Annotated in this window: 21 protein-coding genes; 12 read left to right on the forward strand and 9 right to left on the reverse strand. The window is 58.5% G+C overall.

Annotation, left to right across the window (positions count from 1 at the left end; all coding sequences use genetic code 11):
• Positions 1–11: 11 nt before the first annotated feature.
• Positions 12–1100, reverse strand: coding sequence for an ABC transporter ATP-binding protein (locus tag PY650_RS15350; RefSeq protein ID WP_285880210.1), 1089 nt, complete (start codon positions 1098–1100; stop codon positions 12–14).
• Between the two features lie 268 nt (positions 1101–1368).
• Between PY650_RS15350 and PY650_RS15355 the strand changes: the two genes are divergently transcribed.
• The 9 genes from PY650_RS15355 (at position 1369) to PY650_RS15395 (ending at position 8731) form a co-directional block, all read left to right on the forward strand.
• On the forward strand, positions 1369–2082 hold the full coding sequence (locus tag PY650_RS15355; protein ID WP_285880211.1) for a GntR family transcriptional regulator: 714 nt from the start codon (positions 1369–1371) through the stop codon (positions 2080–2082).
• A 298-nt stretch (positions 2083–2380) separates the two neighbouring features.
• Entirely contained in the window at positions 2381–3196 is an 816-nt protein-coding gene (locus PY650_RS15360; RefSeq protein ID WP_285880213.1) for a DUF2189 domain-containing protein, read from the forward strand.
• Between the two features lie 101 nt (positions 3197–3297).
• Complete coding sequence (locus PY650_RS15365; RefSeq protein WP_285880214.1) at positions 3298–3687, forward strand: c-type cytochrome; 390 nt, start codon at positions 3298–3300, stop codon at positions 3685–3687.
• Positions 3688–3918: 231 nt separating this feature from the next.
• Positions 3919–4722, forward strand: coding sequence for a cytochrome c oxidase subunit II (locus PY650_RS15370; protein ID WP_285880215.1), 804 nt, complete (start codon positions 3919–3921; stop codon positions 4720–4722).
• Positions 4723–4778: 56 nt separating this feature from the next.
• Positions 4779–6557 (forward strand): cbb3-type cytochrome c oxidase subunit I, encoded by a 1779-nt coding sequence (locus PY650_RS15375; protein WP_285880216.1) that lies wholly within the window; start codon positions 4779–4781, stop codon positions 6555–6557.
• Positions 6554–7258, forward strand: coding sequence for a cytochrome c oxidase subunit 3 (locus PY650_RS15380; RefSeq protein ID WP_285880217.1), 705 nt, complete (start codon positions 6554–6556; stop codon positions 7256–7258). The genes PY650_RS15375 and PY650_RS15380 overlap by 4 nt, the downstream gene beginning before the upstream one ends.
• A gap of 12 nt (positions 7259–7270) precedes the next feature.
• On the forward strand, positions 7271–7993 hold the full coding sequence (locus tag PY650_RS15385; RefSeq protein WP_285880218.1) for a heme-copper oxidase subunit III family protein: 723 nt from the start codon (positions 7271–7273) through the stop codon (positions 7991–7993).
• Positions 7994–8003: 10 nt separating this feature from the next.
• Entirely contained in the window at positions 8004–8336 is a 333-nt protein-coding gene (locus PY650_RS15390) for a cytochrome C oxidase subunit IV family protein (protein WP_285880219.1), read from the forward strand.
• Between the two features lie 221 nt (positions 8337–8557).
• Positions 8558–8731 (forward strand): hypothetical protein, encoded by a 174-nt coding sequence (locus PY650_RS15395; RefSeq protein WP_285880221.1) that lies wholly within the window; start codon positions 8558–8560, stop codon positions 8729–8731.
• 143 nt (positions 8732–8874) lie between these two features.
• Here the strand turns inward: PY650_RS15395 and groL are convergent, their stop codons facing one another.
• The 8 genes from groL to PY650_RS15435 all read right to left on the reverse strand — a co-directional run bounded on the left by groL (position 8875) and on the right by PY650_RS15435 (position 19606).
• Positions 8875–10503, reverse strand: a complete 1629-nt coding sequence (gene groL / locus PY650_RS15400) for a chaperonin GroEL (RefSeq protein WP_285880222.1) — start codon at positions 10501–10503, stop codon at positions 8875–8877.
• Positions 10504–10535: 32 nt separating this feature from the next.
• A complete protein-coding gene (groES, locus tag PY650_RS15405; protein WP_285880223.1) occupies positions 10536–10850 on the reverse strand; it encodes a co-chaperone GroES in 315 nt (104 codons plus the stop codon).
• A gap of 232 nt (positions 10851–11082) precedes the next feature.
• Positions 11083–13092: an aldo/keto reductase gene (locus PY650_RS15410; RefSeq protein ID WP_285880225.1), complete on the reverse strand. Its 2010-nt coding sequence runs from the start codon at positions 13090–13092 to the stop codon at positions 11083–11085.
• Positions 13093–13154: 62 nt separating this feature from the next.
• The gene (locus PY650_RS15415) at positions 13155–15320 is read right to left on the reverse strand and encodes a beta-galactosidase (protein WP_285880227.1); all 2166 of its coding nucleotides are present in this window, start codon (positions 15318–15320) and stop codon (positions 13155–13157) included.
• Positions 15317–16465, reverse strand: coding sequence for an ABC transporter ATP-binding protein (locus tag PY650_RS15420; RefSeq protein ID WP_285880229.1), 1149 nt, complete (start codon positions 16463–16465; stop codon positions 15317–15319). The genes PY650_RS15415 and PY650_RS15420 overlap by 4 nt, the downstream gene beginning before the upstream one ends.
• A 67-nt stretch (positions 16466–16532) precedes the next feature.
• On the reverse strand, positions 16533–17384 hold the full coding sequence (locus PY650_RS15425; protein ID WP_285880230.1) for a carbohydrate ABC transporter permease: 852 nt from the start codon (positions 17382–17384) through the stop codon (positions 16533–16535).
• Positions 17384–18268, reverse strand: a complete 885-nt coding sequence (locus PY650_RS15430; protein WP_285880231.1) for a carbohydrate ABC transporter permease — start codon at positions 18266–18268, stop codon at positions 17384–17386. The genes PY650_RS15425 and PY650_RS15430 overlap by 1 nt, the downstream gene beginning before the upstream one ends.
• A 66-nt stretch (positions 18269–18334) precedes the next feature.
• Complete coding sequence (locus PY650_RS15435; RefSeq protein WP_285880232.1) at positions 18335–19606, reverse strand: ABC transporter substrate-binding protein; 1272 nt, start codon at positions 19604–19606, stop codon at positions 18335–18337.
• A gap of 280 nt (positions 19607–19886) precedes the next feature.
• Here PY650_RS15435 and PY650_RS15440 point away from each other — a divergent pair, with 280 nt between their 5' ends.
• From PY650_RS15440 to PY650_RS15450, 3 genes are all read left to right on the forward strand, one after another.
• Positions 19887–21077 carry an ROK family transcriptional regulator gene (locus PY650_RS15440; protein ID WP_285880233.1) on the forward strand — a complete coding sequence of 397 codons (1191 nt, stop codon included), beginning with the start codon at positions 19887–19889 and terminating at the stop codon, positions 21075–21077.
• A 185-nt stretch (positions 21078–21262) separates the two neighbouring features.
• Positions 21263–22222 (forward strand): acetylxylan esterase, encoded by a 960-nt coding sequence (locus tag PY650_RS15445; protein WP_285880234.1) that lies wholly within the window; start codon positions 21263–21265, stop codon positions 22220–22222.
• A complete protein-coding gene (locus PY650_RS15450; protein WP_285880235.1) occupies positions 22219–22947 on the forward strand; it encodes an esterase family protein in 729 nt (242 codons plus the stop codon). The genes PY650_RS15445 and PY650_RS15450 overlap by 4 nt, the downstream gene beginning before the upstream one ends.
• The last annotated feature ends 78 nt before the right edge of the window (positions 22948–23025 follow it).

Here is a 23025-nt window from a genome sequence, read left to right on the forward strand (position 1 = left end):
ATGCTTACGGGTTATGCGGAAACGCGGCCAAGGAGGACCGCGTCCTCTTTGGCCCAGCTCAGAGACACCGCATCGCCTACCGATACGGGTTTGGCGAAGTAATCGCCGTCGCTCGCGATGACCGTGAAGTCGTCACTGCCCGCGCCGATGACGGTGATTTTCACCGACGCGCCGCGATATTCGATGTTGGAGACTATGCCGTTGAAGCCGAGGGTCTTTTCGGAGGCCTCCTGGAGGCGCACGCGGTCAGTGCGGATGCCAATATCGATGGCTTCGCCCACTTGCCTGCCGGATCCGCGCACAGAAAAGCTCTGCCCCTCGAGCACGGCCATTGTCAGCACGCCGTTATCGCTCGATGCCACCCGACCGGAAAGCACGTTATGGTCCCCCATGAAGCGGGCGACAAAAGCCGTTGCCGGACGCTCGAAGACTTGGCGCGGCGCAGCCGCCTGCTCGATCCGGCCATCGTTCATGATGACGATGATGTCGGCGAGCGCCATGGCCTCCTCCTGGCTGTGCGTCACATGCACGAACGTAATGCCGAGCGTCTTTTGCAACTTCTTCAGCTCGGCGCGCATGCGGATCTTCAGGAACGGATCAAGTGCCGACAGCGGCTCATCGAGAAGCAGAGCCTCGGGATCGGTAATCAGAGCGCGGGCAAGCGCCACACGCTGCTGCTGCCCGCCGGAAAGCTGTGCCGGACGCCGCGTGGCATAGGCCTCCATCTGCATCAGCTTCAGCATGTCAAGTGCCTTGGCCCGACGCACGTCCTTGTCCACGCCCTTCATCTTCAGACTGAAGGCGACGTTGTCGATGAGGTCGAGATGCGGAAAGAGCGCATAGGACTGGAACATCATCGCCGTGCCGCGCTTGGCTGGCGGGAAGTCGGTGACGACCATGTTTCCAAGCCGGATATCACCGGACGTGATGCTTTCATGGCCCGCGATCATGCGAAGGGTCGACGTCTTGCCGCAGCCCGACGGACCCAGAAAGCAGCAATAGGAACCTGCCGGGATCTTCAGGCTAATGGCATGCACGGCGGTCGTCGTCCCATAGACCTTTGAAACGGATGCTATATCGATCTCTGCCGCTTTCGACATCGTGTCTCCCTCTGTTCGAGAAAGACAATGCATCTGCCGTGCCAGTTCTGCCGCACTGCACCAACTCTTTGTGAGTTATGGGGTTTTGCCACGATCCTTGCGAATGCCCATGTGAAAGGCGAACAGATGTCTGCACATGAAATAGGCTTTCGTCTGCAATATGTGCACTAAATCGTATACGATTGTACTCGTGTTTTTGCGACAAAATCCATTTAACTTTCGCGACAAACATGGATATCATCGCGCTGATTATCAGGTATCCGATTTCATGAACCCTTCAGCCGACCTGCTCCGGACGACAAACGATTCCAATGAAACCGGCGCACAGCAAATCCGCGATGCCATTCGCGAAGCGATCGTCGAGCGCAGGCTTTCGCCGGGCACGAAACTTTCGGAAAGCGATGTCGGCAATCTATTCAACGTCAGTCGGACGCTGGCGCGCGCAGCCTTGCAGGCCCTATCCTATGAAGGACTTGTCAGTGTCGAGAAAAACCGGGGCGCATTCGTAGCCTATCCTTCACCGGACGAAGCCCGGCAGATCTTCGCCGCACGCCGTCTGGTGGAGCCTGGTATTCTCAGCGAAGCGGCAAAGAGGATCACGCCCGCGCAGATTCAGCACCTGAAGCAGCTCTTACTTGAAGAAGGCCGGCTTATGAGCGAGCGCGGTCAGTCCGCACGCCGCGCCGAGATCAAGGCATCCGGCGATTTTCATCTCATGCTCGCCTCGATCTCCGGCAATTTGATCATGCAGCGCTTCATGGAGGAGCTTGTCGCTCGTTCGTCGCTTGTGATTGCGCTCTACGGCCAATCAAGTGCTTCGAGTTGTGGCCACGCGGAACATGGCGATATTATCGCTGCCATCGAGCGAATGGACGTCGAGGCGGCGCGTGATCTGATGCTCCACCATATTTCGCATATCGAAACCGATCTCGATCTGCGGGAGCGCAAAGGCTTCGGTTTGAAAGAAGCCTTCGAACGTTAGAACGAACCCGTGGTGCGCCCTTGGCGCAGCGCCGTCTTCGCCTGAGATACCAAGACCCGCAGAAGGACAACAAGCAAGGAGCTCGCTGCGAACGCTTTGCATAACGACCCGAGGTCATGTGTCCCCGGTTCCACGCGTTCTAGCCCAAAAATGACGAACCTCTAATTTAAGGAACAGGCGACAAAGGCCATAAGATTTGATAGATCTTATGACCACGGGTTGCGGCTTGATGTGTCGGTAAAAAATGCCGGCCGCCTTTGCACCACCAGCCGGACCAAGGTGGAGGAGGAGAGTTGCTATGGCGACATTCCATGTCATGGCCGGTGCGAGCGGCGAATATGCGCGGCCGGAAGTCCGCAGAATTGGCGTCGCCGATCTTGTCGACGCGCTGAAGTTGGGACTGGAAGACTTCAAAGAGAAACCATCCCATTACGTTTTTCTCTGTCTGATGTATCCGATAGCCGGCGTCTTTCTGGTCGTATGGAGCTCCGGCGCCGACCTGCTACCGCTACTTTATCCTTTGATGTCAGGCTTTGCACTGATTGGCCCGATCGCTGCCATCGGCCTCTACGAGATCAGTCGACGCCGCGAGCAGGGGCTTGACAGCTCATGGCATCACGCGTTGGACGTTCGGCACTCGCCGGCGCTACCGTCGATCGTCGCGGTCGGTCTCATGCTATTCGTGCTTTTCGTCGCCTGGCTGATCGTCGCGCAGCACATCTACACCATGACCTTCGACGAGGCGGGCCTGACCTCGATCTCCGCCTTGCTGTCGGACGTGCTGACGACTTCGCGGGGTTTCTCGCTGATGCTTTGGGGAAATCTGGCCGGGCTCGTTTTCGCAGTCATTGTATTGGCGACGACGGTGGTGACTTTCCCGCTATTGCTAGATCGAGATATCGGCGCCGTCGCGGCCGTGGACACAAGCATACGCGCCACGCTTACCAATCCAGGGCCGATTGCGCTTTGGGGATTGATCGTCGCGGCACTGCTCGTCGTTGGCACGATCCCGATCTTTGCCGGTCTTGCGGTCGTCATGCCTATTCTGGGGCATTCGACCTGGCACTTATATCGAAAATTGATTGCTCCCGCCTACCCGAACCGCACGCCTTGAATTCGTAAAGGAAATTTACCCCTGATCATCCTCCAAGCCGTTGCGACCTGCCAGATGACAGTCGTGTTGGTTGGATGGCGATGAAGAGAATGAGGATTGCCATGTCTTACCGTTTTCTTTCGACCTGTCTGCTTTTTGCCATCGCCTCCCCATTTAGCGCACTCGCTCAGCAAGGCGATGCCACTGCGGGGGCCACCGTTTTCAAAAAATGCGCCATCTGCCATATCGCCGAAACGGACCAGAACAAGGTCGGCCCTTCGCTGAACGGTCTGTTCGGCAGGACAGCGGGAACGCACCCGAATTTCGCCTATTCGCCGGCGATGCAGCAGGCAGGCAAGGGTGGCCTCGTGTGGGACGAGGCAACGCTGCGCGACTATTTGCACGACCCTAGGGCGAAGGTGAAGGGCACGAAAATGACCTTCGTCGGCCTGAAGGACGACACCGAGATTACCAATCTGATCGCCTATCTGAAGCAATACTCCAAACAGTGAAATGCGAAATGTAAACGAGCTGTTTCCCGCATCGCCGGTCGGATCGGCTGGGATCTGCTTAGTGACCGGACGCCGCCGATCCGTTCCCGTGGCGTCAATATGCTCGGTGCGGTTTGCGTGGATGAACTGCTGCAATTGCTGCAATTGCCCGTCCGATTTGTTCATGAGATAATACTAAAACGTTTCGCGATGGGATTGTGGAAATGTTCGCGGCCGGGTCGGGGAGGAGAGATGGTTGTCGTATTGATTCTCGTTCTGCTGGTGGTGGGATCGATCGCGTTCCACCTGCTTAGCCCTTGGTGGTGGACGCCGATCGCGTCGAACTGGAGCTACATCGACAACACGATTGTCATCACGTTTTGGATCACCGGCATCGTTTTCTCGGCGGTCGTGTTGTTCATAGCCTATTGCATCCTCCGCTTCAGGCACCGGGCGGGAAACCAGGCGGCATACCAGCCCGAAAACAAGAGGTTGGAATGGTGGCTTGCGGGGGGAACGGCAATTGGCGTGGCTGCAATGCTCGCACCGGGCCTGTTCGTCTGGAAACAGTTCGTCACGGTCCCTGCCGATGCCAGCGAGGTCGAAGTCGTCAGCCAGCAATGGCAATGGAGTTTCAGGCTCCCGGGGGCCGACGGAAAGCTTGGGCGGGCGGATACGCGCAATGTTACTGCGGACAATCCGCTCGGTTTGGACAAGAACGATCCCGCCGGAATGGACGACGTCATCGTCGAAGGCGGTGAACTGCATATACCGGTCGGCAAGCCGGTGGAGGTGCTTTTGCGCTCGATCGACGTCGTTCACGATTTCTACGTACCGCAATTCCGGGCCAAGATGGACATGATCCCCGGCACGGTCACCTATTATTGGTTCACGCCGACGCGAACGGGCACCTTCGAGGTTCTCTGCGCGGAGTTGTGCGGCGTTGGTCATCCGCAGATGCGCGGCACGGTCGTGGTCGATAACGACACCGACTATCAAGCCTGGCTGCAGCAACAGCCGACTTTCGCCAAATCGACGGCGTCGGCGCAAAAGTAAGTGCCATGCGCAGCTGAGGAGGAAGGCCGCATCGGAAGGAACAGGGAGGATGGAATATGGTCGACATCGGATCCGGCACTGAGCAGGTCATCCGGCCCGCTGAAGTCGAGGATGTGGAGCTTTATCACCCGAAAAGCTGGTGGACGAAATATGTCTTCAGCCAGGACGCCAAGATCATCGCTATCCAGTATTCGCTGACCGCGATCTCGATCGGCATGGTGGCGTTGGTGCTGTCCTGGATGATGCGCCTGCAGCTCGGGTTTCCGGGCTACTTCTCCTTTATCGATGCCGAGCACTATTATCAGTTCATCACCATGCACGGCATGATCATGGTGATCTATCTGCTGACGGCGCTGTTCCTCGGCGGCTTCGGCAACTATTTGATCCCCTTGATGCTCGGCGCTCGCGACATGGTGTTCCCCTATGCGAACATGCTGAGCTATTGGCTCTACCTGCTCGCTGTCATCGTGTTGGTCGTCGGCTTCTTTGCCCCGGGCGGGCCGACCGGCGCCGGCTGGACGCTCTATCCGCCGCAAGCACTTCTATCAGGGACACCTGGGGGGCGTGACTGGGGCATCATCCTGATGCTGTCATCGTTGATCCTGTTCATCATGGGCTTCACGATGGGTGGACTGAACTATGTCGTCACGGTGCTGCAGGGACGCACTCGCGGCATGACGCTGATGCGCATGCCCCTAACGGTATGGGGCATATTCACCGCAACCGTCATGGCGCTGCTTGCCTTCCCGGCCCTCTTCGTGGCCGCCGTCATGATGCTGTTCGACCGGCTGCTCGGCACAAGCTTCTTCATGCCCGCCATCGTCGAGATGGGCCAGCAGTTGCAGCAAGGCGGCGGCAGCCCCATCCTTTTCCAGCACCTATTCTGGTTCTTCGGACATCCGGAAGTCTATATCGTTGCACTTCCTGCCTTCGGCATCGTCTCGGATCTGATCAGCACCCACGCACGCAAGAACATCTTCGGCTACAGGATGATGGTCTGGGCGATTGTCATCATCGCAGCGCTGAGCTTTGTCGTATGGGCGCATCATATGTATGTCAGCGGCATGAACCCGAACTTCGGGTTCTTCTTCGCGACCACAACGCTGATTATCGCCATCCCGACGGCCATCAAGGTCTACAACTGGGTGTTGACTCTCTGGCGCGGCGATATCCATCTGACATTGCCGATGCTGTTTGCCCTGGCCTTCATCATCACATTCATCAATGGTGGATTGACCGGCCTCTTTCTCGGCAATGTCGTCGTCGATGTACCGCTGTCCGACACCATGTTCGTCGTTGCCCATTTCCATATGGTAATGGGGGTCGCGCCCATTCTGGTGATCTTTGGCGCAATCCACCATTGGTATCCGAAAGTCACGGGGCGCATGCTGAACGTGACGATGGGCCATATCCACTTCTGGATCACCTTCCTCGGCGCCTATGCGATCTTCTTCCCGATGCACTACCTCGGCCTGATGGGCGTGCCCCGCCGCTATTATGAGCTTGGCGAAACCGCTTTCATTCCGCCGTCGGCCCATACGCTGAACATGTTCATCACCGTTGCCGCGTTGGTGGTGGGAGCCGCTCAGCTTCTGTTCCTGTTCAATCTCGCCTGGAGCCTTCGCTTCGGCCGGCAAGCGGGCGGCAATCCATGGCGGGCGACGACATTGGAATGGCAGACACCGCAAACCCCGCCGGTTCACGGCAATTGGGGCAAGGAACTGCCGATCGTCTACCGGTGGCCGTATGATTACAGTGTCCCCGGAGCAAGTCAGGACTTCCTGCCGCAGAACCAGCCGGCTTCGGGCGGATTGTCCGCAGGGGCGTCGTCATGAGCGCCATTCTGATCTTCCTGGCGGGGATCGCCGGCATCATCATCTGGTGGATGGCAGGGCAGCGGCTGACCTCGAAGCCCTGGCTGGAAGCAGGGGTGGCGGGCGATGCGCCGGAGATGCGGGGGTCACCGGCGACAGCGGCGAAAGTCGGTCTCGGCATCTTTCTCGCTGTCGTCGGCTCCCTGTTCACGCTCCTCATCAGCGCCTATCTTAGTCGCCTCAGCGGCTCAGACTGGTGGAGTATTCCGATCCCACGACTGCTTTGGGTGAATACCGCCGCGCTTGCCACCAGCAGCGTCGCGCTGCAATGGGCGAAGATGGAAGCTCGTCTTGACCGCAGCGAGATGCTGAACACGGCCCTCGCAGTGGCGTTCGTGTTGGCTGTTCTGTTTCTGGCCGGACAGGTCCTGGCGTGGCGGCAATTGGTTGCGGCCGGCTATGTGCTTGCCGACAATCCATCGAACAGCTTCTTCTACATGATCACCGGCCTGCATGGCCTGCACATTCTGGGCGGGCTTTTCGTGCTCGGACGGACGACAATCCGTGCCCGGACAAGCCAGGCTCCGGCGAGGGTCAGCCTGAGCGTGGATCTCTGCGCCATCTATTGGCATTTCATGCTCGTTGTCTGGCTAATCCTTTTTGCGCTCTTCGCAGGCTGGGCAAATAGTTTTGTCGATCTCTGCCGCCAATTGGTCACTTGAGGAGATTCGATGATGACCGAATCCATAGAAAGACCGGCAAAGGATCCACTTCTGCAACCAGCGGGACTGCGCGGCGTCGCAGCTGACCTGTCGTCGGACCAGAGGGCGTTCAAAAACGTCTCCTGGGGCAAGGCGATGATGTGGATCTTCCTCCTGAGCGACACTTTCATCTTTGGCTGCTTTCTGCTGGCCTATATGTCGGCACGCATGTCGACCACCGTCCCCTGGCCAAATCCCAGTGAGGTTTTTGCCCTGACGATACGAGGTACGGAAGTCCCGTTGATCCTCATCGCCATCATGACTTTCGTCCTCATTAGCAGCAGCGGCACGATGGCCATGGCTGTCAACTTTGGTTACCGCCGCGATCGCCGCAAAACCGCCGCGCTGATGTGGGCGACGGCGGCCCTCGGCGCGACATTCGTCGGAATGCAGGCATTCGAATGGACCAAGCTGATCACGGAAGGAGTCCGCCCCTGGGGCAACCCGTGGGGTGCGGCGCAGTTTGGTTCGTCCTTTTTCATGATTACGGGCTTTCACGGCACCCACGTTTCAATCGGGGTGATTTTCCTTCTGGTCATCGCCCGCAAGGTGTGGCGGGGCGACTTCGATCAGGGAAGGCGAGGTTTTTTCACCAGCCGCAAAGGCAATTACGAGATCGTCGAGATCATGGGCTTATACTGGCACTTCGTCGATCTGGTCTGGGTATTCATCTTTGCATTCTTCTATCTGTGGTGAGGATGGCATTATGGCGCAGGCGCAGGCACATTCCGGACAGCAACATCCGCTAAAACTTTACTTGATGGTGTGGGGGCTGCTTTTCGTTCTCAGCACCTTCTCCTACTTGGTCGATTATCTCGGCATTCAGGGCTATCTCAGATGGTTTCTGATCCTACTGTTCATGATCCTGAAGGCGGGGCTGATCGTCGCCGTTTTCATGCACATGGCGTGGGAACGGCTGGCTTTGATATACGCCATCCTGGTTCCACCGGTCCTGGTGCTTGTCTTCGTCGCTTTGATGGTATCGGAATCGAACTACACGGCGCTGACTCGGCTGACCTTTTTCGGTGCTGGCCCGTAAGAGGATGGCGCTGCTATATCGCCGATATAGAAATCGGCAGTGGGGGAACGGCCTGGCTGGTTTCCCCTTCCCCACATGAGTTTTTTCGACCGTGTGCCAAAACCGGGGGCCTTTGAGCCGCCGCTCGCCTCACCGTGAAAATTTCGATCTCCGAAATCTTGGGAACCCATCCTGTCTGTACCAGTTGTTCAAGTGTACGACTTGAACAACGGAGACAAGAAATGAGCAAAAGCGACGTTCAAAAACTCCAGAAGCGAGCCGAACGGCAGGTGAAGAATACCAGCGCTGGCGGCCACCTTGGCGGAACATATTTTGGTCAGCAGCCTGACGGCAAAACGATATCGTCATCCACCAACGACAGCGCCAAAGCGCGGAGGAACGATGGCAACAGCTGATTTCATTGTAATTCCAAGAGCGGAATTGAACATCCTTGAGACGCCGAGATAAGACGCTACGCACGGCATGATGGTTAGGCGACCGACCCCTCGGTCCCCGCGGGCAATGGCCCGCCCAGCGGGACGAGCCATCATGAGGATCACTAGAAGTCCATGCCGGCGCCGGGAGGCAAGGCCGGGCCAGCCTCCTTCTTTGGCTTCTCGGCAATCATCGCTTCGGTCGTCACCAGAAGCCCGGCGATGGAGGCAGCATCTTGCAACGCTGTGCGCACGACCTTGGCCGGATCGATCACACCCATGGCGTAGAGATCGCCATATTCGCTGGTCTGAGCGTTCCAACCGAACGAGAAATCGGCTTTCTCGCGGAGCTTACCGACGACGACCGAGCCCTCGGCGCCCGAATTCTCGGCAATCTGACGAACGGGCGCTTCGATTGCCCGACGGACGATCTCGACGCCCACGCGCTGGTCCTCATTTTCGGTCTTGAGCCCTTCGAGCGATTTGACCGCCCGAAGGAGCGCCACGCCGCCACCCGGCAGGATGCCCTCTTCGACTGCAGCACGGGTTGCGTGCAATGCATCGTCGACGCGATCCTTCTTTTCCTTAACTTCGACTTCGGTCGAGCCGCCGACGCGGATGACGGCAACGCCGCCAGCGAGCTTGGCAAGACGCTCCTGCAACTTTTCGCGGTCATAATCGGAAGAGGTTTCTTCGATCTGGGCCCTGATCTGGGTAACGCGGCCTTCGATCTCGTTCTTCGATCCGGCACCATCGATGATGGTGGTTGTTTCCTTCTCGATCACCACTTTCTTGGAACGGCCGAGCATCTCGAGGGTGACGGACTCGAGCTTGATACCGAGGTCTTCGGAGATGACAGTGCCGCCCGTCAGGATGGCGATGTCTTCCAGCATGGCTTTGCGGCGATCGCCGAAGCCCGGAGCCTTGACGGCAGCGATCTTCAGGCCACCGCGCAGCTTGTTGACGACGAGCGTTGCAAGAGCTTCGCCTTCGACGTCTTCGGCGATGATGAGGAGTGGCTTGCTCGACTGGACGACAGCTTCGAGAACCGGCAGCATGGCCTGCAGGTTGGAGAGTTTCTTCTCGTGGACCAAGATATAAGGCTCTTCCAGCTCCGCCCGCATCTTGTCCTGGTTGGTCACGAAGTAGGGGCTGAGGTAGCCGCGGTCGAACTGCATGCCTTCGACGACTTCGAGTTCGGTTTCGGCGGTCTTGGCTTCTTCAACCGTGATGACACCTTCATTGCCGACCCTTTCCATCGCTTCGGCGAGAAAGTGCCCGATTTCCGGGTCGCCATTGGCAGAGATCGTGCCGACCTGAACGATTTCGGAATTGTTGGAGATCTTGCGCGCCTTTGCCTTCAGTTCCTTGACGACGGCGTCAACGGCGAGGTCGATGCCGCGCTTCAGGTCCATCGGGTTCATGCCGGATGCGACGGCCTTGGCGCCTTCGCGAACGATAGCTTGGGCAAGCACCGTCGCAGTCGTCGTGCCATCCCCGGCGATATCGCTGGTCCTGGAGGCGACTTCACGCAACATTTGGGCGCCCATGTTTTCGAACTTGTCCTCGAGTTCGATCTCCTTGGCGACGGTAACGCCGTCCTTGGTGATGCGCGGAGCACCGTAGGATTTGTCGATTACGACGTTGCGGCCCTTGGGACCCAAGGTCACCTTGACCGCATTCGCGAGAATATCCACCCCCTGAATCATGCGATCGCGGGCATCGGTGTGGAATTTGACTTCTTTGGCAGCCATTTTTCACTCCTCCATAGGCAGCAAAGTCTTGATCAAGCGGCTCTTTCGTCTGCGGTCTGGGTCTCGATGACGCCCAGAACGTCACTTTCCTTCATGATCAGCAAATCTTCACCATTGATCTTGATCTCGGTGCCGGACCATTTACCGAACAGAATGCGATCGCCGGTCTTCACATCGAGCGGTTGGATCTGGCCCGCCTCGTTGCGTGCGCCAGGGCCAACGGCCATGACTTCGCCTTCCTGCGGCTTTTCCTTGGCGGTGTCCGGAATGATGATGCCGCCCTTGGTTTTCTCCTCAGACTCGACGCGGCGGACGAGAATGCGATCATGAAGTGGTCGGAACGTCATGCTCTCCTCCCTGACAGACAATTATAATCAATGCGCGCGTGCCCGGACTCGACCACCGATACGGGCCGTTAAGGTCCTTCAGCGTTCGATAGAATTGATCTCGTTTAGCGCGTTTTCAAGTGAGAAAGAGCGAAAATTTTGGCACTCTACGCCGCCGACTGCTAATGCGATCGAAAGAGCCGTAAATTCGGCTCAATCATTCGGTCTTTCGCAGATGTTTCCACCTGCAAGTCTAACCATTTTCCAGCCAGCGCCTCTCCTCGAAAGAAAGCTGAATGTCAAAGGCGCCAAGGCTGTGATTGAGCTCGGCCAGCGAACGGGGACCGATTAGCGGTATGACCGGCCAGGGCTGCTGCAACACATAGGCGAGCGCAACCTGGATCGGGTCCTTTCCAAGCCGTTTTCCCAATTCTTCGCTGCGATCCCTGCGCGCGAAATTCGTCTCCGAATACCATGCACGAGCCAGTTCCGGATCGCTGAACTTGCCGCGGCCGGCGCGGTCGGTGAAGAAGCCGCGTGCCTGGCTCGACCAGGCGAAATTGGTGATCTTTCGGTCCGCAAGCCACGATCTCCATTCGGCGTCGGAAGAAGCAACGCAGCCAGCCCAAACTGGTTGAACCATGTCGGCCAGCGAGAAATTGTTCGAAAGCACGCTTGGCCTCGTCTTGCCGGTGCGTTCGGCATAGGCAATCGCTTCATCCATGCGCTCGCGCGTCCAGTTGGAACCGCCGACCGGGCCTCGAATGCGCCCTGCCCTGACTTCGGCATCCATGGCGTCAACGAACTCGCCAACCGGGATATCCGGGTTGTCGCGATGCATGAAATATATATCGACATAGTCGCTCTTCAGCCGATCCAGACTAATGGTCAACTGCTTGCCGATGACATCAGGATAACAGAGCGGGCTGTGTGCCCCTTTCTCTATGATCACCACCTTTTCGCGGACGCCGCGGCTTTGCATCCATTCACCGATCAGGCGGTCCTGCGTCCCGCCGCCATATTGAAAGGCGGAGTCGATCAGATTTCCGCCGGCCTCGAAGAAGGCGTCGAGAACGATCGCCGCACCGGGAAAGGTGGAAAATTCCATCATGCCGAGCGCGGCCTTCGACATCTCCTTCGACAAGCCGGCGATCGTTCCGCGCGCCACATGGTCTTGCCTGCGCACAAGCACGTCGGCGCGCAGCGTCCGGGTGCGGACTGCAGGCGTCTCCAGGGCATATTCGAGGCCGATCGCGGCGCGCCATTTATCCAACACCCGCAGATTGCCGATCGTGTCCGCCCGCGTCATGCCGGGATAGGCAAATTCTTTGCGGCCTGCACGGATCGCAACTCCCGCAGCGTCAACCTCAAAGCTGTAGATGTGACGTGGTTCATCAACGAGAACATCCTGCCGTGTGCCATCGACGGTAAAAAGCCGGATCGTCGCCGTTCCGCCTTGCTTGCCGGCAGCAAACCAGAATTGATCAAGCTCGATCCGCCCTTGCGTGCCGAAAATGCGAAGGACATTGTCCTGTGCCAGCGACACCGAGCAGGAAAGCTCGGCGATGATGCCGTTCGGGAAATGCAGCACGGCTGCACTCCATTCGTCGACGCCAGTCTCGCCGAGATGGCCCACGGCAAAGACCTTGTCGGGCTCGATTACACCCGTTTCGCTGCCGATCCCGGCAATCAGGCGCGCCATCGAAACGGGATAGCCGCCGACATCGAGAATGCCGCCGCCAGCAAGATCGTTCGAAAACAACCTGTGACTGCGATCATACGGCAGCTTTGCGAAGCCGAAGCTGGATTTGATCAGACGCACTTCGCCGATCGCCTTCGCCTTCAAGAGCTCGATCAGCTTCGCGGACAATGGATGCAGGCGATACATAAAGGCTTCGCCGAGAAAAGTGCCGGCCTGACGCGCGGCCTCCTGCATCGCCTCCGCCTCTGCGGCCGAAAGCCCCATCGGCTTTTCACACAGGACGTGCTTGCCATGCTCAGCCGCTTTGATTGCCCATTCGGCGTGGCTCGGATGCGGCGTGGCGATATAAACGGCATCGATTGCCGGATCCGCCAGCAGCGCATCGTAGCCATGGACGATGCGCGCCCGCGGAAAGTTCTTGGCAAGATCCGGCTTATCAGGATTGCGCGTTCCGATTGCCTCGACGCGACCGGTCTTAGACTGTGCAACGCCCGCAAAGAAATCAGCAGCGATCCGGCCGGGTCCGAGGATCCCCCAGCGTATTTTATCCATATCTGTCATGATGAAACGTCCTTTTGCTGTGATCGGCGCCCTGACAACGAAGCGGGCGCCGCAAATTCGTGTCAGCTCAACTCGACGATCGCGCAGCCATAGGCTTCGAGGGACAGAGCGCCAGACACCGGCTTTCCGGCGTCAAGGAGATTGATGCCGGCCGGTACGCCGGTCAGTTCGACGCGCTGGTCGACGTAGTTCTGGATGAAAAGCAGACGCCGTTCATCGTTTTGGCGCATTGTCACTTCGACACCGCCGGGCAGCTCGGCGATCAGCGGCTCAACCCCTGCCTCCGCAAAGGTTCGGTCGGCGACCGCTGCCGTCAGCTCTGGGGTCAAATAGGTGCCGAGATAGAGAACCCTGCCCTTGCCGACCTTGCGCGAGGTCGCCATCGGCACCCCTACGGCATAACGGTTCGACCAGGTCGCCACCACCTCGACATCATCCGCAATCGTCAGGTTCTCGTAGAAATGCGCGGCCTCGAGCTCGCGGTTGCCGATCGTGAAACGGCGGACGCGGCGATGGGATTCAGCCGGGCGGTTGGGGGGTACGACCACTCCCCCGGAGCGCCCCATGACATCGAAAAGGCCACTGGCGCCCGGCGCGGCAAGCCGGCCAAAATCCTCGACCTTGACGCCGGTCAACCGCGAGAGCGATGAACCAGGCGCCGTCTCGCGGATGACGTGATTGTTTTCATCACGCGTGCCGGTGCGAGCGCCGATGATCACAGTGCCGCCGGCGCGGGCAAAGGCCTCGAGCCGTTCGGTCCAACCATCCTTCCACATCACCCAATGCGGAACATAAAGGAGCTTCAATCGCGAAAGATCGTCTTCCGGATGAATGAAGCCGCAGGCGATGCCTCGGTCGTAGCAATATTGATGCAGCAAGACCGCATCGTCTTGCGGGCTCGGCAGGCCGATCGAGTAGGTCTTGTGCGCCTCCTGATTATCGAAATCGGCGCCTGCGATGCCGACATCCATACGAACATAGGTGCCGAGGATCTTGTCCTTGAGCATCGTCATCTCAGTGGCGAAGCGTTTTGCCTCGTCGTAGCGATGGCGCGGCACATCGTCGTGATCGATGACGCCCATCCAATAGATTTCCGCGCCAAAATGCGCTGGACGCCAGCGGAAGAACATCAAACCATCGGCGCCACGTGCGACGGAGGACATCGCCATGCGCCGCATTTCGCCGGGCTCGGGCGTCAGCGTGCAGAAGCCCGGCTGGCTGCCGAAGCTGGATTGCTGTTCCGGAACGATATAGTTGCCCGAAAATCCGCGACAGATATCGAGATGCAGCGCCTGAACCTTGGCGTGGTTGCCGATGCGTTGGAACTCGTCATAGAGCATCGGGTAGATATCGTAGCCGACAAAATCGAGATCAGTGGAGAACTGACCACGAAAATCGATATCGCGTAAGCCGCCGAGATTATGGAAGATGAACCAATCGGCCCTGGTCGCGCGGAGAATTTCCACCTGATCATGCTGGAAGCGCGCCGTCGCAAAGGCCAGAAAACGATGATAATCCTGCAAATGGCCCGGACTTGGGAAGGTCGGCGCGAAGTCGAGGGGAAGCACGACCTGACTAAAATCGTCATAGGCCGTCGCCCAGAAATCGCCGCCCCAGGCGAAATTTAGCTTGTCGATCGTGCCGTATTTATCCGCGAGATACGCCTGGAATTCCTTCAGCGTCGAGGACGAAAAGGATTCCGGCATGCTTGTATTGAGTTCATTGTCAGTCTGCCAGCCGATGACATCAGGATTGTTGCGATAGTGCTCGGCCATCGCCTGGGTGATGCGCTTGCTGTGCTCGCGGAAAACAGGGCTTGCGGTATCGGCGTGCTGGCGCGAACCGTGGCTCATCATTCGGCCGTTACCGTCGACGCGTAGGATTTCCGGGTGAGCCGCCGTTAGCCAGCGCGGGGGCGTTGCGGTCGGTGTGCACATGATGGTGCTGAGACCATGACGGCCAAGGACCGCGATGGCTCGATCGAAGAGATCGAAATCGAATGTGCCCAGCGTGGGCTCGAACAGATGCCAGGCGAACTCGCCGAGACGGACGACATTAAAGCCAGCTTCGGCCATGCGCTTGGCGTCGCGTTCCCAATAGCTTTCGTCGACATGTTCTGGATAATGCGGCGCGCCGACCAGAAACCTGTTGGTCTTGATGGTGCGCCATACGGAAAGGTCCGTGGTACTGCTGCTGACTGACACTGTATCGAGCTCCTGAAGGATCATTTGTCGAGGATCGGCTTGCGGACCGTAATGGTCCGCTCGTCATTTTCGGAAAACAGGTAGACCTCGCGCGGATCGATGCGAAGGCTGATCGGTTGATCACCATCGATGCCGGCGACGCGGCCGACCTGCACGGTGATATTGCCGGTGCCGCTCTCGGAGCTGACGCATTGCAGCTGTCCGGCGTCGACGTAGAGGATCGTCTCTCGTCCGAGATGCTCGACGAGGCGGACGCGGCCGGAAATCGTGGCGCCGGCGGAGATGGCGTCCTCCTGGACCGCAATGCTTTCCGGACGGACACCGAGGGTCAGCGTCGTTCCCATTTGCACCGAGGCATTAGCTGCCAGCTCCATGGCGATCGGCGCCAGGCCTGGCGCGGAGACGGTCACCCTGCCTCCCGACACATCGTCGACGGTCACGGGGAAGAAGTTCATGCGGGGCGCACCGAGAAAACCGGCGACGAAAAGGTTGTCCGGGTTGCGGTAGAGTTCCAGCGGCGAGCCGACCTGTTCGATGACGCCGCGATTGAGAACCACGATCCGGCTCGCCATGGTCATGGCTTCGATCTGGTCGTGTGTCACATAGACCATCGTCGCGCCGAGTTCGGCATGCAGGCCGCTCAACTCGACTCGCATCTGCGTTCGAAGGGCTGCATCAAGGTTCGATAGCGGTTCGTCGAACAGGAAAACATCGGGCGAACGCGTGATCGCCCGACCGATCGCCACACGCTGGCGCTGACCGCCCGAAAGCTGCTTCGGCCGCTTTTCGAGCTGATCGGTGATCCTGAGGATCTTGGCCGCGCGCGCCACCGTAGCGTCGATCTCCGCCTTCGGGCGCTTGGCCATGCGCAGACCGAAGCCCATATTCTCGGCGACCGTCATATGCGGATAGAGTGCATAAGACTGAAACACCATGGCAATGCCGCGATCGCCGGGTTCCGACTTGCTGACATCGCGGCCATTGATGAGGATCTGGCCCGAAGAAATCGTTTCCAGCCCGGCGATCGATTTCAAAAGAGTGGACTTGCCGCAACCGGAAGGGCCGACCATGACGATGAACTCGCCGTGCTCGACGCAAAGATCGATGCCGCGCAGCGCATGATAGGCGCCGTAGCTTTTATTGACATGTCGAAGTTCGAGACTGGTCATGCTTCTAGGCTCACAGAAGAAGGATTGGCACAAGGCGTGGGAAAAACGAATGGATGGGACAAGATCATCACCCCTTCACAGCGCCCATGGTGAGACCGGCGATGAAGTGTCGCTGCATCAGGAAGAACATCACAACGGGCGGCACCGCGACGACGATCGTGCCGGCAGAGATCAGGTTCCAGGCCGACACCCATTCACCGCGCAGATTGGCAAGACCGGCCGTGACCGGTTTGACGGTGTCGCTCACCGTCAGCACAACAGCCCAGAAATAGTCGTTCCAGACGAAGGTGAAGATGAGGATCGCGAGTGCGGCAAGCGCCGGTCGAACCAGCGGGATCACCACGTGGACGAGCGTCTGGAAGGGCGAAGCGCCCTCCGCCCTCGCCGCCTGGAACAATTCATCCGGCAGAGCCGCGATGAAGTTGCGCATGAAAAGCGTCGCAAAACCCGTCTGGAAGGCGATGTGGAAGATGATGAGCGCGCCAGTCGTATCATAGAGGCCGATCCGGACCATCAGGTCACGCACCGGTATCATCATGATCTGATAGGGCAGGAAATTGCCGCCGACGAAGAGCGCAAAAACCAGCATGTTGCCGCGAAACCGGTAGCGCGCCAACACAAAGCCGGCAAGCGTGCTTAAGGTCAACACGCCGATGACGGCGGGTATGGTGATCGTCAGGCTATTCAGGAAATAGCGCGCCATCGGCGTCTGCGTGAAGACGGAGGTGTAGTTCTCGATCAGGCCGAACTGTGTGGGCCATCCCCAAAGATTGCCGCCCATGACATCCTGCGTCGAACGGAACGAGGTGAGGATGACAGCAAAGAGCGGGCACAGCCAGAGGATCAGGATGGCAAGAACGACAATGAAATAAAAGCGGCGCTGCCAGATGGCATCTTGGGGGATCGGGCGCGGATACATCAGGCCCCCCTTTCCTCGATGTGGATGATACGCGTTAGGTACCAGACGATGAAGACCGCCATGATCACGAACAAAACAGAGGCAATCGCCGCGCCATAGCCGAAGCGGTAGGAGAAAATTGACTGTTCGAACATCTGGTAAGCCAACACTTGCGAAGAACCGAACGGCCCGCCCTGGGTCATGACCGACACCATGTCGAAGGATCGAAGCGCCCCGACGACGGTAACGGCAATGGCGATGAAGGTGACCTGTGTCAGTTGCGGCAGGACGATATGGCGCAGCATATTCCAGCCTCTGGCCCCATCCACCCGACCCGCGCCGATCAGTTCCTCACTCAGATTATTGAGGCCGGCAAGGTAGAGCACCATGCAAAAAGCGATCTGCGGCCAAAGTGCCGCGATGACGATCGCAAAAGTCACGAAGCGCTCGTCCGATAGCACGGCCGGCGCCGTCGCGCCGAAGAAACCGAAGACCAGGGCGAGCAGCCCGAGTTGTGGGGTATAGACCCAGGTGAAGACGACGCCGACGGCGACCGAAGCAAGGACCAGTGGGATGAAGAACAGCGACTTCATCAGCCGCATACCGCGGATCTTCTGGTTGACCAGCAAGGCAATCGCCAAGCCCAGGGGCGGCGCAGCCATGAACATGATCAGCCAAATAACGTTGTTCCTCAGCGAGACGTAGAACTGTGGATCGTTGAAAAGCTCGACATAGTTGCCGAAACCGATCCAGGTCATCGGGCTGAAGCCATCCCAATCGTGCAGGCTGATCCAAAGGCTCTCGACTGCCGACCAAAGGATCACGACGGAAAAGAGAATGGCAGCCGGTAATATTAGCAAAGAAGGCGTGAGCCACCAGCGATGGCGGCGCCAAGATGTCATCATTTTATATCCTCTTTTGGTTTGGAGAGGCGGAGTTGCTGCCCCGCCTCTCGGTCGCTGGGAGGAGACTTAGAGTTTGTAGATGCGCTTACGCGTGCCCTCGAGCCGCTTCAAGATCACGTCGCGCCGTTCGGGCTTCGCCATGAATTCCTGGAAGCCGACGAGGCCGGCCTGGGCCATGTCGGGGTCGCTGTCGCGGTCGTAATATTGCGACGTGCCCTTGACAGTCTTCAGAGCCTCGACGGCGGCGTTGACCAGGGGATCCTTGCTTGGCGGCAGATCGTTGCGCGGCGGAACGTTGCCGCCAGGCTCCAGATAGGGACCGAGATTTTCCGGACGGTAGAAATAAGCCAGGAACTCGCGTGCACCCTGCTTGTTCTTCGCATTCGTCGGAATATGAACTGAGTTCAGCGAGAACTCCTCGAAACGGCCGACCTTTGGGTCTATCGTCGGGAATGGCGCGAAAGCCAGCTGGTCTAGCTCTTCTTTCGGGAAGACGTAGCGGACGAACGCGCCGAGATTCATCATGCCCGCTTTCTTTTGCGCCAGAAGCGCACCCGCTTCCTGCCAACCGAAGGACGTGTTGTTCGGCGTGAAAAAGTCCTGCTTGAGCAAGGTTTCCCATTGGTCGAAGACCGGTTTGAGCGCCGGATCGAGGTAGCTCATCTCGCCGTTCATCAGCGCCATATGCTTGTCGAGGCCGTTGATGCGCAGATTCATCTGGTCGAACCAACCGGCGGCGGGCCACAATTCCTTGGTGCCCATGGCAACCGGCGTCAGGTTGGCGCTCTTGCACTTGGCGGCGAAGGCCAGGAAATCATCCCAGCTTCCTGGCACCGATGTACCGAGCTGGTTGAAGACATCCTTGCGGTAGAACATACCCCACAGCGTTCCGCCCGTCGGCAGGCCGTATTGCTTGCCATCGACCGTGACGGCGCCTGTCGCAGCGCCCAGCACATCCTTGTATTTCTCTTTCTCGAAGAGATCGGAAATATCGTCGAAAAGGCCGCGCTTGACGAAGGCGCGCATGCGGTTCCCCGAAAACCAGAAGCAGACGTCCGGAGCGCCGGCGACGAGATAATTGCGGATCGCGGTCTTGTGCGCCTCGTGGTCCATGTTATTGACCACAACCTTGACACCGGCCTGCTTGCCAAAATCATCGGCAATCTTGCGCAGGACCGCGAGCGCATCGGCATTGCTCTCGTCGGAAATGATGTTGATGTCCTGGACCTGCGCAATGGCCGGCATGGGCAGACCCGCCAGGGCGGTAGCGGAAACCACTCCCGCGCCCTTCAGAAAACTACGCCGGCTTGATGGCCTTCCAAACAAATCGAAAGTCATGCGAACTCCTCCCTTTGTGACACTGACTGCCATCCTGCGTCAGGGAGCCGAACGGAACGCCCTCCTAGCGTTTTTGTTCGGCGCCGGGTACATGGGCGCAGCAAACCTGCCGAGGCAGCCGCATGTGCGCTGCCCGGATCGCAGAGTTCGACAATCCAATGTGCCTCTTGACTGACTTCTTCGCGCTTCCACACGAACCAGATGTTGATCGGCGGGGGAAGTTATGCATATGTCTGAAGCGGACGCAATAATTAATTTACAAAATTAAGAAAGAGAATTCGTGAAACTGAAAGGCGACCAAAGCACATCGCGCGCCATGAACCGGCGGCTTATCCTCAACCTGCTGAGGCGTGAGGGGCCGAAAAGCCGTGCAGAGATCGCGACGATTACCGGCCTCAGCCCGGCGGCGGTCACCTTCGTCATCGCGGATCTAATCGAGGAGGGGCATGTCACTGAAGGCAAGGCTGTCGCCGGGCTTTCCGGCCGCAGGCCGATCCCTGTCGAGATCAATTATGCCAGCGGATTGGCGATCGGTTTCAAGCTGATGGTCGGTTCCGCGGAGTGCGTCGTCACCGACCTTGCCACCAGCCCGCTTGCATCCCTGCGGCTCACCCTTTCCGATCATGATCCGGAAAACGTCGCCAAGACGCTTGCAGCAGCAGTTCCTTCGCTTCTGAAATCGGCCGACCGGGGGAATGCGCGGCTTGCCGGCATCGGTATTTCAATGCCCGGCGTTATCGGCAATGACCAAGCTACCTGTGTGCGCAGCCATCGCTATAATTGGGACAACGTCCCCCTCGCCTCCATGCTAGCGCAGAAGGTCAAGGTGCCCGTTTGGCTCGAAGACGACACGAATGCCTATGCGATTGCCCAGCAGCTTTTCGGGGTGGGGCGACAGCATCGCAACATGGCCGTGCTCGCGATTGGCGTCGGCATCAGTTGCGCCCTCATCATCGAAGGCAAGCTTTATCGTGGCGCCAACGGTGCTGCCGGCAAATTCGGTCATGTGGTTCACGAGGAAAACGGCCGTCTTTGCGAATGTGGCAAGCGTGGCTGCCTCATGGCCTATTACTCCCAGCCCTCGATGTTACGCACCTGGCGCGAAAGAACCAACCGCGATGGCAGCCATGGCCTGCCGGAGATGCTCGATGCCATGAACAAGAATGAACCGGTGATCAGCAGCATCGTCCAGGAAGCGGGTATCGGCATCGGAAAAGCTCTCGCAAATCTCGTCAATGTCACCGATCCCGAAGTGATTGTCGTTGGCGGTGAAGCCGTGTCTTTCGGGGATGCTCTCTTCGGGCCACTGAGGTCGGCCATGGCTATTCACACCTTTCGGCCTGCTCCTCCATTGCTTCCGGATTGGGAGGATAATTCCTGGGCACGGGGAGCAGCGGCGCTCGTCACACAGAAATTCTTCGACTTCGAGACATCAGGCGGAACGACGGGGCGTAGCGAGGCGCAGGTCTAAACGTCGATCGCTTAGAAAGGAGCTTCCCACCCTCAAGGAGGCCAGACACTCTTGCGCAACGTCCTCTTCGTGCCGACCGCGGTGTTGCTCGACCTTCGGCGGGCTCAGGCAGATGACGTGGTTTTGTCCGCATTGCTGGACGTTCAAGTCTTGCGTCGCCAATCCTTTCACGAGACAAGCGTCATATGAGCGTTCCAACGACACACCCCTTCGCCTTCGATCCGACCTATGGCATGAAGCTCGAGCAGCTCCTGGCCATCAAGCCGCCTGAGACTGCCCCTGGTTTCGAGGATTTTTGGACCGAGCGATATGAGCGCGCGATCGCCGTCGACCCGCAGCCGAAGCTCTACCGTAGCAAAATCGAACATCCCGACTGGCATGTTCTCGACGTGACCTACACATCAACCGGCGCATTTCAGATCAGCGGCTGGCTGCTTCTACCCCGCGATCAGGAGGTGCGTCGAGGTCTCGTCGTCGGGCATGGCTATGGCGGGCGCAACTTACCCGACTTCGATCTGCCAGTGGAAAAGACGGCGGTACTGTTTCCCTGCTCTCGCGGGCTGTCTCTCAGCGCGCATCCGCCGATACCGGCCGATGCTGGCGGGCATGTCCTCTACGGTATCGAGAAACCCGATTCCTATATCATCGGCGGCTGCGTCGATGATCTGTGGATCGCCATCTCGGCGCTCACTGCCCTTTATCCCTGGCTTGTGGGCCACATCGGCTATAGCGGCATCAGCTTTGGCGGCGGTATTGGGGCGCTAGCGATCCCGTTCGATGCACGGATCGATCGCGGCCATCTCGTCGTACCGACCTTCGGCCATCGGCCGCTATGGCTGGCCTTGCCAACTGTTGGCAGCGCCGATTCCGTCCAGGCCTATCAGAAAAAGCACGGAAGCGTGCTGGAGACCTTGCGACTGTTCGATGCGGCGAGCGCGGCTGCCTGCATCAAAATACCGATGCTCGTCGCTGCAGCCCTGTTCGATCCGGCGGTAGCGCCGCCCTGCCAATTCGCTGTCGCGAATTCTTTGGCAAAATTTAACGAAATCTTCATCCTCGACGCCGGCCATTTCGACTATCTTGGCAGCAGTGAGCAAAATGCGCTCCTTCGTGAAAAAGTCAGACGATTTTTCAAGGTGCCATGAACCGAGAATACCTGCGCTGGTACAGCCAGCGCCTGCATCGAGACATGGAGCTATTGGTGTTCGGTCATTCCGGCGCCAAGGTATTGATGTTTCCGACGCGGGACGGGCGTTTCTGGGAATATGAGCAGCTTGGTATCGTCGCCAGCCTTGCCGAAAAATTGCGGGCCGGCCATCTGCAACTCTACTGCATCGAGGGTCTGGCCACCGAGACCTTTTACGGATCCCATCACCATCCAGCTGAGCGCATTCGCCGGCACGCCGCCTTCGAAGAATATATTCTTAACGAAGTTCTGCCGCTGATGTCGCAGAAAAATCCTCATGACTGCACCATCGTGCATGGCTGCAGCCTCGGCGCGTTCCAGGCCGCCAGCCTCGTCTTTCGCCACCCTCACCTTTTTCGAAAACTCGTCGCCTTTTCCGGTCGCTACGATCTAACGATGAAGGTCGAATCCTTTGGCGACCTGTTCGACGGCTACTATGACGACAATGTCTATTTCCACACGCCGACGCATTTCCTTCCAGGGCTTGGATGCGAATGGCGGCTCGAAAGGCTGCGTCAGGTCGACATTGTCCTGACCATAGGGGGCGACGATCCTTTCCTCGACAACAACCGCCACCTCAGCCGGCTTCTCGTCGATAAGCAGATTGGCCATCAGCTGCATGTCTGGGACGGGCGCGCGCACCGGGCAGGTGCCTGGCGCCAAATGGCGCCGCTCTATATTTAACGGTCACGTGGCATCGCAATCCTGGCGAAGCCACGAGAATGGCCGAAGGATAGAAAAATCAAAGTTTTATCGCGACAG

The organism is Martinezella calliandrae (assembly GCF_030272695.1).
Lineage (GTDB): Bacteria > Pseudomonadota > Alphaproteobacteria > Rhizobiales > Rhizobiaceae > Rhizobium > Rhizobium calliandrae.

Excerpts from the sequence above, each read along its gene's own strand:
- PY650_RS15430 (WP_285880231.1), bottom strand. The coding sequence starts at position 18,268 with ATGATGACATCTTGGCGCCGCCATCGCTGGTGGCTCACGCCTTCTTTG.
- PY650_RS15385 (WP_285880218.1), top strand. The coding sequence starts at position 7,271 with ATGACCGAATCCATAGAAAGACCGGCAAAGGATCCACTTCTGCAACCA.
- PY650_RS15375 (WP_285880216.1), top strand. The coding sequence starts at position 4,779 with ATGGTCGACATCGGATCCGGCACTGAGCAGGTCATCCGGCCCGCTGAA.
- PY650_RS15390 (WP_285880219.1), top strand. The coding sequence starts at position 8,004 with ATGGCGCAGGCGCAGGCACATTCCGGACAGCAACATCCGCTAAAACTT.
- PY650_RS15360 (WP_285880213.1), top strand. The coding sequence starts at position 2,381 with ATGGCGACATTCCATGTCATGGCCGGTGCGAGCGGCGAATATGCGCGG.
- groES (WP_285880223.1), bottom strand. The coding sequence starts at position 10,850 with ATGACGTTCCGACCACTTCATGATCGCATTCTCGTCCGCCGCGTCGAG.
- PY650_RS15395 (WP_285880221.1), top strand. The coding sequence starts at position 8,558 with ATGAGCAAAAGCGACGTTCAAAAACTCCAGAAGCGAGCCGAACGGCAG.
- PY650_RS15420 (WP_285880229.1), bottom strand. The coding sequence starts at position 16,465 with ATGACCAGTCTCGAACTTCGACATGTCAATAAAAGCTACGGCGCCTAT.
- groL (WP_285880222.1), bottom strand. The coding sequence starts at position 10,503 with ATGGCTGCCAAAGAAGTCAAATTCCACACCGATGCCCGCGATCGCATG.
- PY650_RS15410 (WP_285880225.1), bottom strand. The coding sequence starts at position 13,092 with ATGACAGATATGGATAAAATACGCTGGGGGATCCTCGGACCCGGCCGG.
- PY650_RS15350 (WP_285880210.1), bottom strand. The coding sequence starts at position 1,100 with ATGTCGAAAGCGGCAGAGATCGATATAGCATCCGTTTCAAAGGTCTAT.
- PY650_RS15365 (WP_285880214.1), top strand. The coding sequence starts at position 3,298 with ATGTCTTACCGTTTTCTTTCGACCTGTCTGCTTTTTGCCATCGCCTCC.
- PY650_RS15355 (WP_285880211.1), top strand. The coding sequence starts at position 1,369 with ATGAACCCTTCAGCCGACCTGCTCCGGACGACAAACGATTCCAATGAA.
- PY650_RS15435 (WP_285880232.1), bottom strand. The coding sequence starts at position 19,606 with ATGACTTTCGATTTGTTTGGAAGGCCATCAAGCCGGCGTAGTTTTCTG.
- PY650_RS15415 (WP_285880227.1), bottom strand. The coding sequence starts at position 15,320 with ATGATCCTTCAGGAGCTCGATACAGTGTCAGTCAGCAGCAGTACCACG.
- PY650_RS15445 (WP_285880234.1), top strand. The coding sequence starts at position 21,263 with ATGAGCGTTCCAACGACACACCCCTTCGCCTTCGATCCGACCTATGGC.
- PY650_RS15370 (WP_285880215.1), top strand. The coding sequence starts at position 3,919 with ATGGTTGTCGTATTGATTCTCGTTCTGCTGGTGGTGGGATCGATCGCG.
- PY650_RS15450 (WP_285880235.1), top strand. The coding sequence starts at position 22,219 with ATGAACCGAGAATACCTGCGCTGGTACAGCCAGCGCCTGCATCGAGAC.
- PY650_RS15380 (WP_285880217.1), top strand. The coding sequence starts at position 6,554 with ATGAGCGCCATTCTGATCTTCCTGGCGGGGATCGCCGGCATCATCATC.
- PY650_RS15425 (WP_285880230.1), bottom strand. The coding sequence starts at position 17,384 with ATGTATCCGCGCCCGATCCCCCAAGATGCCATCTGGCAGCGCCGCTTT.